Here is a 13,959-nt window from a genome sequence, read left to right on the forward strand (position 1 = left end):
AACGGACAGATTAGGGGCACGACGCCCTTATTGCTGCGACCGCACTTGTTCACGGCTTAACGGTCGCTACGCGCAATGTGGGAGATTTCGAACCTACGGGCGTGACGCTGCTGAACCCCTGGGACGCACCTAAATCTTAGCGCAACCGCACCACCGGCACCGCTTCAGGCGCGGCATCCTGCGCATCGGCCTGCGTCTCATCAATCTCCCTCGCCTCCTTCGGCATGGCTTCGACCACCTCGATGCCCTTGCTGTGGCAGATGGTGGCGAGACGCTCGGGCAGCTCCTGGTCGGTGACGAAGGTCTGTATCTGGCTGATGTGGGCGATCCGCACCGGCGCGCTGCGGCGGAGCTTTGTGGAATCGGCGACCAGCATAACGCTGCGCGCATTGGCGATAATCGCCTGCGCCACCTGCACCTCGCGATAGTCGAAGTCGAGCAGCGCGCCCTCTTCATCGATCGCGGACGCCCCGATGATGGCGTAATCGACCTTGAACTGGCCGATCAGCTGCGTCGCGGTCGAGCCGACCACCGCGCCGTCGGCGCGCCGCACGGTGCCGCCGGCGACCACCACCTCGATGCGGGGATGGCGGTAGAGCAGCATGGCGACGTTGAGATTGTTGGTGATGACGAGCAGATCCTCGTGCGAGGTCAGCGCGCTCGCGACCTCCTCCGTCGTGGTGCCGATGTTGATGAAGAGCGAGCAGCCGTTCGGGATCAGCGAGGCGGCAGCAGCGCCGATCGCCTTCTTCTCATCGGCAGCGACGAAGCGGCGCGCCTCGTAGGCGAGATTTTCAACCCCCGAGGCGATGATGGCGCCGCCATGGATGCGGGTCAGCGATCTCCGCTCGCAGAGATCGTTGAGATCCTTGCGGATCGTCTGCGCCGACACCTCGAACCGGCGCGCGAGCTCCTCGACCATGACGCGGCCTGAGGCCCGCGCGAGGTTGAGGATTTCGGCTTGGCGATGGGTCAGTCCGGTCACGGCAAGAGCCTCAAATCAGAACGATGCATGGTGCGGCGGTTCGCGCGTTCGGTCAATGCGGGAGACGATCACGGTTAACGGACTGCCTCACCACGCCATGGCGGCGGCCAGGCGCGCGAGCAGCTCCGGATCGTCGTAGGCGCGCGCGGACGCGACCGCGCCCGCGGCAACAAGGTCTGCATGGCTGAGGGTGGTGCGCATGCCGATGGTCGGGATGCCGGCCGCTGCGGCCGATTGCACGCCGGAGCGTGAATCCTCGAACGCGATCGACGCCTCTGCGCTGGCGCCGACGAAACGCAGCCCTTCCTGATAGGGCAGCGGGTGCGGCTTGCCGTGCGGCAGCTCGTCGCCGATCACGATTGCCTTGAACCGCTCAGTGATGCCGAGGCCGGAGAGCAGCAGCTCGGCGTTGAGGCGCGGCGCGTTGGTCACGGCCACCATGGGAATGCCGGCGGCATCCGCACGGTCGAGCAGCGCCATCAGCCCCGGTATCGGCGCGATCTGCCCGGCCACCAGATCACGAAAGATCGCCTCCTTCTCGCCGAGGATTGCGAGGCGCCGTTCCGACGATTCGTCTGGCAGAAATCGCTCTCCGATCGACACATTGGAAAAGCCCTGAAGCTCGCGCTTGAAGCGCTCATCATCCACCACATGGCCGCGCGGGGCGAACACGCGGTGAAAGGCTTCGCGATGAAGCGGATCCGTATCGGCCAGCGTCCCGTCAATGTCGAACAGTAACGCCCTGCCCATCGCTTGCCTTTTGGCCTCGATCATTTCCGTACTTCCCAAGTGCGTGGCGCATCAATGCGAAAGACGTATCAATACGGCCTCGATTGCGCAATGACGCGTCCACATCACGACAATGCGGCACTCGACAAAGTCGCGCGCGGCTGCAACACTCGTGGCAAGATCAAAAAGGAGGAAACGATGACGATCAACCGACGCGATCTGGCTCTCTCGACTCTCGCCGTCTCGGCGCTTGCTCTCGCGGCACCTGCATTGGCCGCTTCAGCGGACGAAGAGGCCGTGGCGAAGAAGGTGGAGGCCTTCCGCCTCGCCCAGATCGCAGCCGATCCCAAGGCGCTCGGCGCACTCTGCGCGGAGGAGCTCAGCTACAGCCATTCCAGCGGCAAGGTCGAGGACAAGGCGACCTTCATCGCCAATGCGACCGACGGCAAGTCGAAATTCCTCTCGATCGAATACAAGGACCCGACCATCAAGGTCGTCGGTCCCGCCGCGATCGTGCGCTTCCACTGGCTCGGCGAACAGGAGATGGCGGCCGATGGCAAGAAAGTATCGACCAACCTCCACATCCTGATGAACTGGCAGAAGCAGGGCGACGAATGGAAGCTGCTGTCGCGGGCGGCGACGAAGTTGTGATGACGTTCAACCCTCTCCCTTGCGGGAGCTCGCGGCGAAGCGGCGAGACGGGAGAGGTCTCTATCCACGAAACCAACCTCCCACTTCTGCGTTTGCGAAGCCGACCCTGATCCGGCGCTTCGCGCCACCTTCTCCCGCAAGGAGAAAAGGAGGAGCAGCGGTGTGGGCGGTAAAAATTTCCGACCACGCTTCGCGCGTCAAAATTACCAAGCGGCACGCGCTTACGCCGCCTCCTTCACCTCGCCGTTCACAAGCTTGCGCGCGGCGCGCTCGGCTTCGCGGGCGTTACGGAAGAGTTGACCTTCGAGGCGGTTGAAGCGGTCGGATGAGGCGAAGAAACAGTAGCCTCCCTGAGAACGAACGACGATACCTGCGGTCTGCGAATTGACTTCGATGATGTAGCTGTCCGGCATGGCCCGTGGATTCCTCAGTGCGGGCAAATAACGGCATTCCTGCCCAAAGGTTCCGCGGGCATTTGAGGCCGTTTCCACCCCGAATCGACACGCAATTGAGTACGCCGGGACCTCATCCGTTTTATGACTGGTTCTTGGCGAAGACGCGACGCGATGACTTAGTCGCGCCGCGTTTGCGGCGCTTGCCACGTGTTCGTGAGATGAGGCAGAGCGTCGCGCGCGATTACGTCGCGATTGTCGTGTCGGTCGCGCGAACCGCCTGCGGACGGCCGTGCTCGTCGATCGAGACATAGGTAAAATTGCCGTCGGTGACGAGGAACAGATGCTCCTCGCCGCGCCGCAGCGCCCAGGCTTCCAGATGCACGGTGAGCGAGGTGCGGCCCACCCGTACGAGATTGGCGTAGACGGATACGAGATCACCGACATAGACCGCTTTGCGAAAATTCATCGCTTCGATCGCGACGGTCACTGTGCGCGACTTCGCGACTTTCGAGGCGAACACGCCGCCGCCCACATCCATCTGGCTGAGCAGCCAGCCGCCGAAGATGTCGCCATTCGCGTTGGTGTCGGCGGGCATCGCCAGAGTACGGATGCAGAGATCCCCGCGCGGCCCGGTGGTGGCGTGTTCACTCATATCTCTCTCACGAGAAACTGTTCCAGCCCGGATCGGGCGCAAAGCGCTCGCCGAATCGCTCGGCCAGCGCGCGCAAGCTGGATACGACATTTTCCACACCGCGCGTGCGCGCATAGTTCAACGGACCGCCACGAAACGGTGCATAGCCGGTGCCGAAGATCGTGGCGCCGTCGACCGCGTCGGCGTCGTCGACGACGCCTTCGCGCAGCGCAGCGACGCAGACGTTGGACATCGGCAGCACCAGGCGGTCGATCATCTGGTCGGTGACGCGCGGGCCGGTCTCGGGAAGCTGTGCCTTCTCCGCCTTGCCGTCCTTCCAGACATAAAAGCCCTTGCCGGTCTTGCGGCCGAGCTCGCTCTTGGCCACCTTCTCGCGCAGCCAGGCCGGCGTCGGCGGCAGCAGATCGCCGAACCTGGTGCGCAGCATGTCGCCGACATCGAGACAGATGTCGAGCCCGACCTGGTCGGCCAGCTCGATCGGTCCCATCGGCATGCCGAACTGCTCGGCCGCGGCGTCGATCAGGCGCTGGTCGATCTTCTCGTCCAGCATCACCATGGCTTCCAGCATGTAGGGCGTCAGTGCGCGATTGACGAGGAAGCCGGGCGAGCTCTTCACGGGCAGCGGCAGGCGGTCAATCGCCCCGACGAAGGCGAGCGCCTCTTTCAGCACTTGCGGGTCGTTGCCGTCATGGCTGACGACCTCGACCAGTTGCAGCCGCGACACCGGATTGAAGAAATGCAGGCCGACCAGCCGATCCGGCCGCGCCAGCGTCGTTCGCAAGTCCTGTAGCGGAATGCTCGACGTGTTGGTCGCAAGAATCGCGCCGGGCTTCATTCGCGGCTCGAGGCCGGCATAGACCTTCTGCTTCAGCTCGAGCTTCTCCGGCACGGCCTCGATGATGAGATCGGCGTTGCGTACGCCTTCTCCGTCCATGTCGGGAATGAGGCGATCGAGTGCGTCGCGCACGTCGGTCGGCTTGCGAATGATCTTGCCGTAGAGTTCGGCCGCGCGCTTCACCGCGCCGGCGATCGGCTCCGGCTTCATGTCGGCGAGCGAGACGCGCATCCCCTGTCCCGCGCACCAGGCCGCGATGTCACCGCCCATGGCGCCGGCGCCGATGACATGGACATGCTTGACGGCATTGCCGCTGCCCGCCGCCTTCTTCATCTGCTCGCGCAGGAAGAAGACCCGGATCAGGTTCTGCGCGGTCGGCGTCACCATCAGCTTGGCGAACGAGGCCTGTTCGGCTTTCAGCATCGCGGCCTTGCTGCCGCCATGGGTCTCCCAGAGATCGATCAGCGCATAGGGCGCCGGATAGTTCTCACGAGATGCCGCCTTCGCCGCCTCCGAGCGCATGCGTTTGGCGAGCAGCCCGCGCACGAGGCCGACATTCGCCGCGCGAACCAGCAAGCCCGGCCGCGCCCGCTTCAGACGTCCGAACAGCGCATCCTTCACGGCATTGTGGACGTGGCGCTCCTGCGTGACGGTGTCGACGAGGCCGAGCGATCTGGCGCGGCGCGCATCGATGGTGCGGCCGGTCAGCATCAGGGCCATCGACTGGGTCGGATTGACCAGCGCGGTGAAGCGCGCGGTGCCGCCGAGGCCTGGATGAAGGCCGAGCATCACCTCCGGGAAGCCGAAGCGCGCACCCTCGATGGCGATGCGCGCCTGGCAGGCGAGCGCGACCTCGAGCCCGCCGCCGAGGCAGAAGCCGTGGATGACCGCCACCGTCGGCAACCTCAAGGCTTCCAGGTGATCGACTACGGCATGCGCGGACCGGATGCGTGTCTCCACCGTCTCGGGATCGGACGCGCCGCGAAATTCGTTGACGTCGGCACCGGCAATGAAGCCGGACGGCTTTGCCGAGCGGATCACGAGGCCGGCGGGACGCTCGGTCTCGATCGCCGCAAGCACGGCATCGAACTCCTCCATCACATCCGAGGACAGCGTGTTGGCGCTTGTCTCGGCGCGGTCGAACAGCAGCCAGGCGACACCATCGGCATCGCGCGTCAGCTTGAAATGCTTGTAGGGGCTGTCTGTCCCAGGCTTTGGCCCGAGCTCCAGCACGCGATCGCCAAGCGCGGTCATGATCTTGGAATCCATGGTCACAGCGCCTCGATCAGCATGGCGCCGCCGAGCCCGCCGCCGATGCATTCGGTGGCAACGCCGCGCCGCGTGCCAAGCCGCTTCATGGCGTTGACGAGATGCAGCACGATCCGGTTGCCGGAGGCGCCGACGGGATGGCCGAGCGAGATCGCGCCACCGTCGACGTTGAGTCTTTCGCGGGCGATCTCGCCGGCTGCGCCGTCGAGCCCCAAAATCTCGCGACAGAATTTATCGTCGTTCCAGGCGGCGAGACAGCCGAGCACCTGCGTGGCGAAAGCCTCGTTCAATTCCCAGGTCTCGACGTCGTTGATGCTGATGTCGTTGCGCTGGAGCAGCGGCGTCGCCGACATCACCGGGCCGAGTCCCATGATGCTAGGATCGAGCGCGGCCCAATTGCTGTCGACGATGACGGCTTTCGGAGTCAGCTTGTGCTTGGCGACCGCGGCGTCGGAGGCCAGGATCACCCAGGAGGCGCCATCGGTGATCTGCGAGGAATTGCCGGCGGTGACCTGTCCCCAGGGGCGCTCGAACACCGGCCGGAGCTTTGCAAGCGTCTCGGCCGTCGAGTCCGGGCGTACGCCGTCGTCATGGTCGAAGAACTTGCCATCCCTGGAGAACGCGGTCTCAACCTCGCCCTTCAGAAAACCTTCGGCCTGCGCATGCGCAAGGCGGCGATGGCTCTCGGCCGCGTAGGCATCGGACTGCGCGCGCGTGATGCCAAAGAGATGACCGACGACCTCGGCGGTCTGGCCCATGTTCAAGTCGGTGACGGGATCGGTCAGTCCGCGCTCGAGGCCGATGATCGGCTTGAGATAGCTTGGGCGCAGCCTGAAGGCTGCGGCGAGCTTCGCGGCAACGCCCTTGGCGGTGGCGAGCCCGGCGAACCAGCGCACTCCGGAATTCGGCCAGACCAGCGGCGCGTGGCTCAGCGCCTCGGTTCCGCCGGCCAGGATTATGTCGGCATGGCCTTCGCGGATGTAGCGATAGGCGGTGTCGATCGATTGCATCCCGGAGCCGCAATTGATCTGTACCGTGAAGGCAACCATGTCCTCGCCCATGCCGAGCCGCAGCGCGGCGACACGGGCCGGGTTCATCTCGTCCGCGATCACGTTGACGCAGCCGAGGATGACCTGGTCGAAGTCAGTCGGGGCGAACGGCTGGCGCGCCAGCAGCGGCCGGCCGCATTGCACCGCGAGATCCACCGGCGTGAACGGGCCGGGGCCCGAGCGCGCCTTCAGAAACGGCGTCCGGCTGCCGTCGATGATGAAAACCGGTCGTGCCATCAGCTCGCCGCCCTCTGTTCACCGAGTTCCTGGAAGAACTGATGCACATCGCCGGATTTCTTGTAAATCGGTGACAGCGCCTCCGGCGCAAAATCATCGACCTCGATCACTTCGTTGACGGCTTCGCGGGCGGCGGCGTGCCGCTCGCCCTCGGCTTGCGTGATCACACCCTTGGCGACCGCGTCCTTCCAGTCGCGGACCTGCGCGGCGCGCATGCGCCTGGCGATCGCATCGGTTTCTGCAACCAGCTTGAACGCGCGCTCGAGCCGGGCAAAGCCGCCGTCGTCGTCGACATGGGCGAGATCGGGCGTGAGACGCTCGCGCGCCGCCGACGGCTCCAGGACGAGGCTTGCGCATTGATGGACGACGCGGTCCGACGGGCCGAGCACGCGTGCGCCGAACGGCTGGATCACGAGCTTGAGGAAGGCTGCGACGAAGCGGTTCGGCAGATTGGCCAGAATTTCCGCGAGCCGGTTCTCGATGGTCCGGAAGCCCGTCGCCATGCACCATTCCAGCGCGGCGAAATCCTCCTTCTGACGGCCCTCGTCCTGCCAGCGCTTCAGCGCGGCCGAGAGCAGATACAGCTCGGACAGAATGTCGCCGAACCGCGCCGACAGCATCTCCTTGCGCTTGAGCGCGCCGCCGAGCGTCAGCAGCGCCAGATCGGCGCAGAGCGCGAAGGCGGCAGAGTAGCGCGAGAGCTGGCGATAGAATGACGTGGCATCGCCCGCGTCAGGCGCCGGTGCGAAGGCGCCGAACGTCCAGCTTCGGCCAAAGGCGCGAAGCAGTGTGCGGAAGCTGTGGCCGACGTGCTTCCAGAACGCCTTGTCGAACGCGGCGAGGCCGCGCTCGCGGTCGGTATCGGCGAGCGCATTCATCTCGCCGAGCAGATAGGGATGCGCGCGGATAGCGCCTTGCCCGAACACAATGAGATTGCGCGTGAGAATGTTGGCGCCCTCGACCGTGATGCCGACCGGCACGGCGCGATGCAGATTGCCGAGATAGTTCTGCGGACCATCGATCACCGCCTTGCCGCCGTGGATGTCCATGGCGTCGTCGATCGCAGTGCGCATGCGTTCGGTCGCATGCAGCTTCATGATGCCGGAGATGACGGCAGGATGAATGCCGGCATTGAGCGCCGCGCAGGTCAGCCGCCGCGCCGCATCGAGCTGATAGGCGGTCGCGACGATGCGCGCGAGCGGCTCCTCGACGCCCTCGAACTTGGAGATGGAGATGCCGAACTGCTCGCGGATGCGGGCATAGGCACCGGTGGTGCGCGCCGCAAAGGCGGCGCCGGCGGCCGACAGCGACGGCAGCGAGATGCCGCGCCCGGCGGCGAGCGCCGTCATCAGCATCTTCCAGCCCTGCCCGAGCCGAGCTTCGCCGCCGATGACGTAGTCGAGCGGGATGAAGACGTCGCGGCCCCGGTTCGGGCCATTCTGGAACACTTGCATCGACGGCAGATGGCGGTGACCGATCTCAACGCCGGGCAGATTAGTCGGGATCAGCGCCACCGTGATTCCGAGCTCTTCCTGATCGCCGACGAGGTGATCGGGATCATAGGCCTTGAAGGCGAGACCGAGCAACGTCGCGACGGGGCCGAGCGTGATGTAGCGCTTGTGCCAGTTGAGACGAAGGCCGATCACCTCGCGGTCCTCGAACTCGCCCTTGCAGATGATGCCGGTGTCGGCCATCGAGGCGGCATCGGAGCCGGCCTCCGGGCTGGTGAGGCCGAAGCAGGGAATGTCGCGACCATCGGCGAGGCGCGGCAACCAGCGCTGCTGCTGCTCCCTGGCGCCGAAGCGCATCAAGAGCTCGCCGGGGCCGAGCGAGTTCGGCACCATCACCGTGACGGCGGCGGCGATCGAGCGGGTCGAGATCTTGCGCACCACTTCCGAATGCGCGTAGGGGGAGAAGCCGAGCCCACCAAACTCCTTCGGAATGATCATGCCGAAGAACTTTTCGCGCTTGACAAAGTGCCAGACGTCCTGCGGCAGGTCGCGCCATTCCCAGAAGATCTTCCACTCGTCGAGCATGGCGCAGAGCTCGTCGACGGGGCCATTGAGGAAGGCCTGCTCCTCCGCGGTCAGCGTTGCCTGCGGGACCTTCAGCAGCTTCGACCAATCGGGATTGCCGGTGAAGAGATCGGCGTCCCACCAGACGTCACCGGCCTCCAACGCCTCGCGCTCGGTATCGGACATCGCCGGCAGCACGCCGCGCGCCCATGAGAAGATCGGCTTTGTGATGGTGTCGCGGCGGAAGCTCATGGCGGACCTCATGCAACGGCGCGGTTATCGGGCATTTTAGCGGAAATCGGCTGGCGGAGGCGAACATCTCGCCTGCAACATTGACGCGGCCGGGCAGCCGCCCGAGCCATAACGGCGGGGGCGTGGGTGCAGTTCCGGCAGGAGGCGGGGGATGCCGCCGTCATTCCGGGGCGCGCCGTCAGGCGCGAGTCCGGAATCCATCCTGCAGCAGCGCGGTGGATGAATGGATTCCGGGCTCGACGCTACGCGTCGCCCCGGAATGACTCATGGAATGACTCATAGAGAAAGCGGAGGCGCCGGCCTAATCCGGCCGGACCATCTCGAACATGTTTTCCGGCTTGATCTCGAAGTAGTCGCCGCGGCGCCCCGCGCGGACGATGGGTCGGGCGGCGGCGGTCTGGTAGACGCCGTCCTTGATCATGGCCTTGTCGATGTGGACGGCGACGACCTCGCCGAGCGTCAGCCAGGCGTCAGCCTCCTTGCCGTTGGCGCCCTTGAGACGAACGATGTCGGAGACCTTGCATTCGAAGGCGACCGGGCTCTCGCCGACGCGCGGCACGTTGACAAGCTTGCCGGGCACGGCGGTCAGGCCCGCGACCTCGAACTCGTCGACCTCGGGCGCGACATGCGCGGCGGTTGCGTTCATGTGCTTCGCCAGATCCATCGTGGCGAGATTCCAGACGAATTCGCCGGTCTGCTGGATGTTCTCGACCGTGTCCTTCCAATTGGTGGAGGAGAAGCCGATGATCGGCGGCACATAACAGAACGCATTGAAGAAGCTGTAGGGTGCGAGGTTGACGTGGCCCCTGGCATCGCGCGAGGAGATCCAGCCGATCGGCCGCGGCGCGATAATAGCGTTGAAGGGATCGTGCTTGAGGCCGTGGCCCTTGGAGGGCTCGTAGAAGTAGGGGTCTTTGGCGGTCACGCTCTGTTTCCTTCCCGTCTTGCGAGCGGAGCGAAGCAATGCAGAATCCTCCGCGGCGACAGCCTGGATTTGCTTCGCTAAGCTCGCAAAGACGGAGTGTGTTGGTCCGTCCTTGCCGCCATCCATCCGTTAGGGGTGGCGCGAAGCTGCTTATAGGAGGAAACCCACCGCCTCGTCAGTGCCGCGGGGACAATCCCGCGATGACGAAATCGATCATCTGGTCGATGGTCGGGCCCGGCTTGGTGGCGCACTGGGCGATCATCTGGGGATGGAAGAAGCGCATCATTGCGGTGCAGGAGCAGAGCGCGGCCAATTGCAGGTCCGGTGCCTCGAACTCGCCGGCGGCGACGCCCTGCCCGATCATCTGGCCGATCATTCCGGCGATACATTCCATGTGGGTGACGCAGACGTCCCAGTCCTCCTGCATGGCGATTTCGACCATCTCATGCAGCTTATTGTCGCCGACATAGCGCTCGGTGTTCATGCGATGGATGGTGGTGAGCAGCTCGCGGAAGCGCTCCAGCACCGGACCGGGCCGCGCCACGATCCGCTGCGCCTCCAGCTCGACCTCGCCCATCAGCGAGCGGGCCACCGCCTGATGGATCGCCTTCTTCGATTCGAAGAAGCGATAGACGTTGGCGGGACTCATCCGCAGTTCTTTGGCGATGTCTCCGACCGTGGTCTTCTGGTAGCCGATCTGGCGGAACAGCCGCTCGGCCACCTCGAGGATACGATCCCGGGTGTCGCCTTCGATATGTTCCGCAATCAGTGTCATCTGTCAGGACTCGTCAGCCAGCACTTCATCTCACTTATTCAGCCGCTTCAGCAAGCGGAATTGCGCGTGGGTCATCGCTCCCATGCTGCGGCGCGGCAGGCTGCTCGGCGGTACCAGCCTCATCCAGGCTCTTCCTGAACCAGAGCGCATAGAGGCCCGGCAGGTACAAGAGCGTGAGGAAGGTCGCGACAAACAAGCCGCCCATGATGGTGATCGCCATCGGGCCCCAGAAGGCCGAGCGCGACAGCGGAATCATGGCGAGGATCGCGGCCAGCGCCGTCAGCACCACCGGTCGGGCGCGGCGGACGGTGGCCTCCACGATGGCCTCGCGCCGGGTCAGGCCGTGCGAGACGTCGGTCTCGATCTGGTCCACCAGGATGACGGTGTTGCGCATGATCATGCCGGCAAGCGCGATCAGGCCGAGCAGCGCCACGAAGCCGAACGGCGCATTGGCGACGTTGAGCCCAAGAGAGGCGCCGACGATGCCGAGTGGCGCCGTCAGGAACACCAGGATCAGGCGCGAGAAGCTCTGAAGCTGGATCATCAACAGCGTCAGCATCACCATCACCATTAGCGGGAAGAGGATGAAGATCGAGGCATTGCCCTTGGCGGATTCCTCGAAGGCGCCGCCCGGCTCGATCCGGTAGGCCGGCTCGAGGTGGTCCTTGATCGCCTTCAGCTTCGGCGTGATCTGGTTGGTGACGTCGGGCGCCTGCACGCCGTCGACCACGTCGGAGCGCACGGTGATCGCCATGTCGCGGTTGCGCCGCCACAAGATCGGCTCCTCGTGGGCATATTCGATCTTGGCGATCTGCTGCAGCGGCACGGCAACGCCGTTGCGCGATGTAATGGTCAGGTCGCCGACGCCACCGAGGTCGAGGCGTTCGGACGGGACCGCACGGGCGACCACGCCGACCTTCTCGATGCCGTCACGCACGGTCGTGACCTGCGCTCCCGAGATCAGCATCGCCAGTGCCTGCGAGACGTCCTGCGGGGTCAGGCCCATGGCACGGGCACGGTCCTGGTCGACGACGAGCTTGAGGTAAGGCGACTGCTCGTTCCAGTCGAGCTGGACGTCCTTGACGCTCTTGTTCTGCCGCATGACGTCGCGGACCTGGTAGGCGATCTCGCGCACCTTGTTGGCGTCGGGGCCGATCACGCGGAACTGGACCGGGAAACCGACCGGCGGACCGAAATTGAAGCGGTCGACGCGCACGCGCGCCTCGGACAGGAAGCCCTCGGCAGCGGCGTTTTCGATCTTGGCTTTGATGCGCTCGCGCGCCTCGACGCCCTTGGCGACGATGACAACCTCGGCGAAGGCCTCGTTCGGCAGCTGCGGATTGAGGCCGAGCCAGAAGCGCGGCGAACCCTGGCCGACATAGGCGGTATAGGTCTCGATGTCCTTGTCGTCCTTCAGCAGGGTCTCGGCCTTCTTCACCGCCTTCTCGGTGACGTTGAAGGCGGTGCCCTCCGGCAGGCGAAGCTGGAGGAACAGCTCGGGCCGCTCCGACAGCGGGAAGAACTGCTGCTGGACATGGCCGAACCCGACGATCGAGGCGACGAAAATTCCGACGGTCGCGACCACCACGGTGATGCGATGATTGACGCACCATTGCACGATGGCGCGCAGGCCGCGGTACATGCGGGTCTCGTAGACTGCATGCGGATCGTGATTGTGGTGGACCTTCGTCTCCGGCAGCAGCATGGCGCCGATATAGGGCGTGAAGATCACCGCCACGAACCAGGAGGCGACCAGCGCGATCGCCACGATCCAGAAGATGCTGCCGGCATATTCGCCGACCGCGGAATTGGCAAAGCCGATGGGGAGGAAGCCAGCGGCCGTGACCAGCGTTCCCGTGAGCATCGGAAACGCAGTTGATTCCCAGGCAAAGGACGCCGCGCGCATGCGATCCCAGCCCTGCTCCATCTTCACCACCATCATTTCGACTGCGATGATGGCGTCGTCGACGAGCAGACCGAGCGCGATGATCAGCGCACCGAGCGTGATGCGGTGCAGGTCGAGCGACATCGTGTTCATGACAATGAAGACGATGCCGAGCACCAGCGGCACCGACAGCGCGACCACGATGCCGGTGCGCCAGCCCAGTGCCAAAAATGAGACGAACAGCACGATGACGAGCGCCTCCATGAAGGAGTGCACGAACTCGCCGACGGCGTGCTCGACCACCTTGGGCTGGTCGGCAATCAGTCTGACGTCGATGCCCTGCGGCACGGCCTTCATGAATTCGCTTGTCGCCTTCTCGACCTCCTTGCCGAGATCGAGGATGTTGGCGCCCTTGGCGGTGACGACGCCGATGCCGATCGCGGGCTTGCCTTCCTGGCGGACGACGAAGCTCGGCGGATCGACATAGCCATGGGTGACGGTGGCGATATCGCCGAGACGGAAGACGCGGCCGTTGCTCTCGACCGGCGTCTCGGCCACGGCCTTGGCGCCGTCGAGCGCGCCAGTGACCCGCAGCGGCACGCGCTGCGACGAAGTCTCGACTGTGCCGGCCGGCGTCACGTTGTTCTGCTTGGCGAGCGAATCGAACAGCGCCTGCGGCGTGATGCCGAGGGTGGCGAGCTTGGCGTGGCTGAACTCGACGAAGATGCGTTCGTCCTGATTGCCGTAGACGTCGACCTTGGTCACGCCGGGCACCTTCAGGAGGCGCTGACGGAATCCTTCCGAGACCTTCTTGAGCTGAGCATAGTCGGCGCCGTCGCCGGTCATCATGTAGAGGATGGAATCGACGTCGGAGAATTCGTCGTTGACGACGGGCCCGAGAATGCCGGACGGCAGCTGACCCTGCACGTCGACCAGCTTCTTGCGTAGGAGATAGAAGAGATAGGGCACATCCTTCGGCGGGGTGTTGTCACGGAACGTCACCTGGAGCGCGGTAAAGGCGGGTTTGGAATAGGTCTGCACCTTCTCGAAATAGGGCAGCTCCTGGATCTTCTTCTCGATGGGATCGGCGACCTGGGTCTGCATCTCCTGCGCGGTCGCCCCCGGCCACATCACGGAGACGTTGACCACCTTTACCGTGAAGAACGGATCCTCGGCACGGCCGAGCTTCTCGTAGGAGAAGAAGCCGGCGACGCCGAGCACAATCATTAGGAAGAGCACCAGCGTCGGATGGCTGACGGCCCAGGCCGAAAGGTTGAAGCGCTTCATCGCACTCTCCGAAAGACG

Annotated in this window: 11 protein-coding genes and 1 pseudogene; 2 read left to right on the forward strand and 10 right to left on the reverse strand. The window is 64.8% G+C overall.

Annotated elements, in window-relative coordinates:
- Positions 1–20: 20 nt before the first annotated feature.
- Positions 21–140, forward strand: a pseudogene (locus IVB12_RS18200) (VapC toxin family PIN domain ribonuclease); the annotation flags it as partial.
- On the opposite strand, the gene IVB12_RS18205 reads toward IVB12_RS18200, so the two are convergent.
- Positions 137–985, reverse strand: coding sequence for a DeoR/GlpR family DNA-binding transcription regulator (locus IVB12_RS18205; RefSeq protein ID WP_247300938.1), 849 nt, complete (start codon positions 983–985; stop codon positions 137–139). The pseudogene IVB12_RS18200 and the gene IVB12_RS18205 overlap by 4 nt on opposite strands.
- Positions 986–1,072: 87 nt before the next feature.
- Positions 1,073–1,759: an HAD-IA family hydrolase gene (locus IVB12_RS18210; RefSeq protein WP_247300939.1), complete on the reverse strand. Its 687-nt coding sequence runs from the start codon at positions 1,757–1,759 to the stop codon at positions 1,073–1,075.
- Between the two features lie 153 nt (positions 1,760–1,912).
- On the opposite strand from IVB12_RS18210, the gene IVB12_RS18215 reads away from it, so the two are divergent.
- Positions 1,913–2,365, forward strand: a complete 453-nt coding sequence (locus IVB12_RS18215; protein WP_247300940.1) for a nuclear transport factor 2 family protein — start codon at positions 1,913–1,915, stop codon at positions 2,363–2,365.
- A 221-nt stretch (positions 2,366–2,586) separates the two neighbouring features.
- Here the strand turns inward: IVB12_RS18215 and IVB12_RS18220 are convergent, their stop codons facing one another.
- The 8 genes from IVB12_RS18220 to IVB12_RS18255 all read right to left on the reverse strand — a co-directional run bounded on the left by IVB12_RS18220 (position 2,587) and on the right by IVB12_RS18255 (position 13,941).
- A complete protein-coding gene (locus tag IVB12_RS18220) occupies positions 2,587–2,778 on the reverse strand; it encodes a hypothetical protein (protein WP_247279568.1) in 192 nt (63 codons plus the stop codon).
- A gap of 223 nt (positions 2,779–3,001) precedes the next feature.
- On the reverse strand, positions 3,002–3,412 hold the full coding sequence (locus IVB12_RS18225) for an acyl-CoA thioesterase (RefSeq protein ID WP_247300941.1): 411 nt from the start codon (positions 3,410–3,412) through the stop codon (positions 3,002–3,004).
- Between the two features lie 7 nt (positions 3,413–3,419).
- Entirely contained in the window at positions 3,420–5,516 is a 2,097-nt protein-coding gene (locus IVB12_RS18230; RefSeq protein WP_247300942.1) for a 3-hydroxyacyl-CoA dehydrogenase NAD-binding domain-containing protein, read from the reverse strand.
- Between the two features lie 2 nt (positions 5,517–5,518).
- Positions 5,519–6,802: an acetyl-CoA C-acetyltransferase gene (locus IVB12_RS18235; protein WP_247300943.1), complete on the reverse strand. Its 1,284-nt coding sequence runs from the start codon at positions 6,800–6,802 to the stop codon at positions 5,519–5,521.
- Positions 6,802–9,069 carry an acyl-CoA dehydrogenase gene (locus IVB12_RS18240; protein ID WP_247300944.1) on the reverse strand — a complete coding sequence of 756 codons (2,268 nt, stop codon included), beginning with the start codon at positions 9,067–9,069 and terminating at the stop codon, positions 6,802–6,804. The genes IVB12_RS18235 and IVB12_RS18240 overlap by 1 nt, the downstream gene beginning before the upstream one ends.
- A 301-nt stretch (positions 9,070–9,370) precedes the next feature.
- Complete coding sequence (locus tag IVB12_RS18245; RefSeq protein WP_247279563.1) at positions 9,371–9,994, reverse strand: flavin reductase family protein; 624 nt, start codon at positions 9,992–9,994, stop codon at positions 9,371–9,373.
- A 175-nt stretch (positions 9,995–10,169) separates the two neighbouring features.
- On the reverse strand, positions 10,170–10,769 hold the full coding sequence (locus tag IVB12_RS18250) for a TetR/AcrR family transcriptional regulator (protein WP_247300945.1): 600 nt from the start codon (positions 10,767–10,769) through the stop codon (positions 10,170–10,172).
- Positions 10,770–10,803: 34 nt separating this feature from the next.
- Positions 10,804–13,941 (reverse strand): efflux RND transporter permease subunit, encoded by a 3,138-nt coding sequence (locus IVB12_RS18255; protein ID WP_247300946.1) that lies wholly within the window; start codon positions 13,939–13,941, stop codon positions 10,804–10,806.
- Positions 13,942–13,959: the final 18 nt, after the last annotated feature.

This window comes from Bradyrhizobium sp. 179 (assembly GCF_023073535.1).
GTDB lineage: Bacteria > Pseudomonadota > Alphaproteobacteria > Rhizobiales > Xanthobacteraceae > Bradyrhizobium.

Bases quoted from the DNA above. Each gene is read 5' to 3' on its own strand.
- IVB12_RS18210 (WP_247300939.1), bottom strand. From the start codon at position 1,759: ATGATCGAGGCCAAAAGGCAAGCGATGGGCAGGGCGTTACTGTTCGAC.
- IVB12_RS18215 (WP_247300940.1), top strand. From the start codon at position 1,913: ATGACGATCAACCGACGCGATCTGGCTCTCTCGACTCTCGCCGTCTCG.
- IVB12_RS18220 (WP_247279568.1), bottom strand. From the start codon at position 2,778: ATGCCGGACAGCTACATCATCGAAGTCAATTCGCAGACCGCAGGTATC.
- IVB12_RS18225 (WP_247300941.1), bottom strand. From the start codon at position 3,412: ATGAGTGAACACGCCACCACCGGGCCGCGCGGGGATCTCTGCATCCGT.
- IVB12_RS18230 (WP_247300942.1), bottom strand. From the start codon at position 5,516: ATGGATTCCAAGATCATGACCGCGCTTGGCGATCGCGTGCTGGAGCTC.
- IVB12_RS18235 (WP_247300943.1), bottom strand. From the start codon at position 6,802: ATGGCACGACCGGTTTTCATCATCGACGGCAGCCGGACGCCGTTTCTG.
- IVB12_RS18240 (WP_247300944.1), bottom strand. From the start codon at position 9,069: ATGAGCTTCCGCCGCGACACCATCACAAAGCCGATCTTCTCATGGGCG.
- IVB12_RS18250 (WP_247300945.1), bottom strand. From the start codon at position 10,769: ATGACACTGATTGCGGAACATATCGAAGGCGACACCCGGGATCGTATC.
- IVB12_RS18255 (WP_247300946.1), bottom strand. From the start codon at position 13,941: ATGAAGCGCTTCAACCTTTCGGCCTGGGCCGTCAGCCATCCGACGCTG.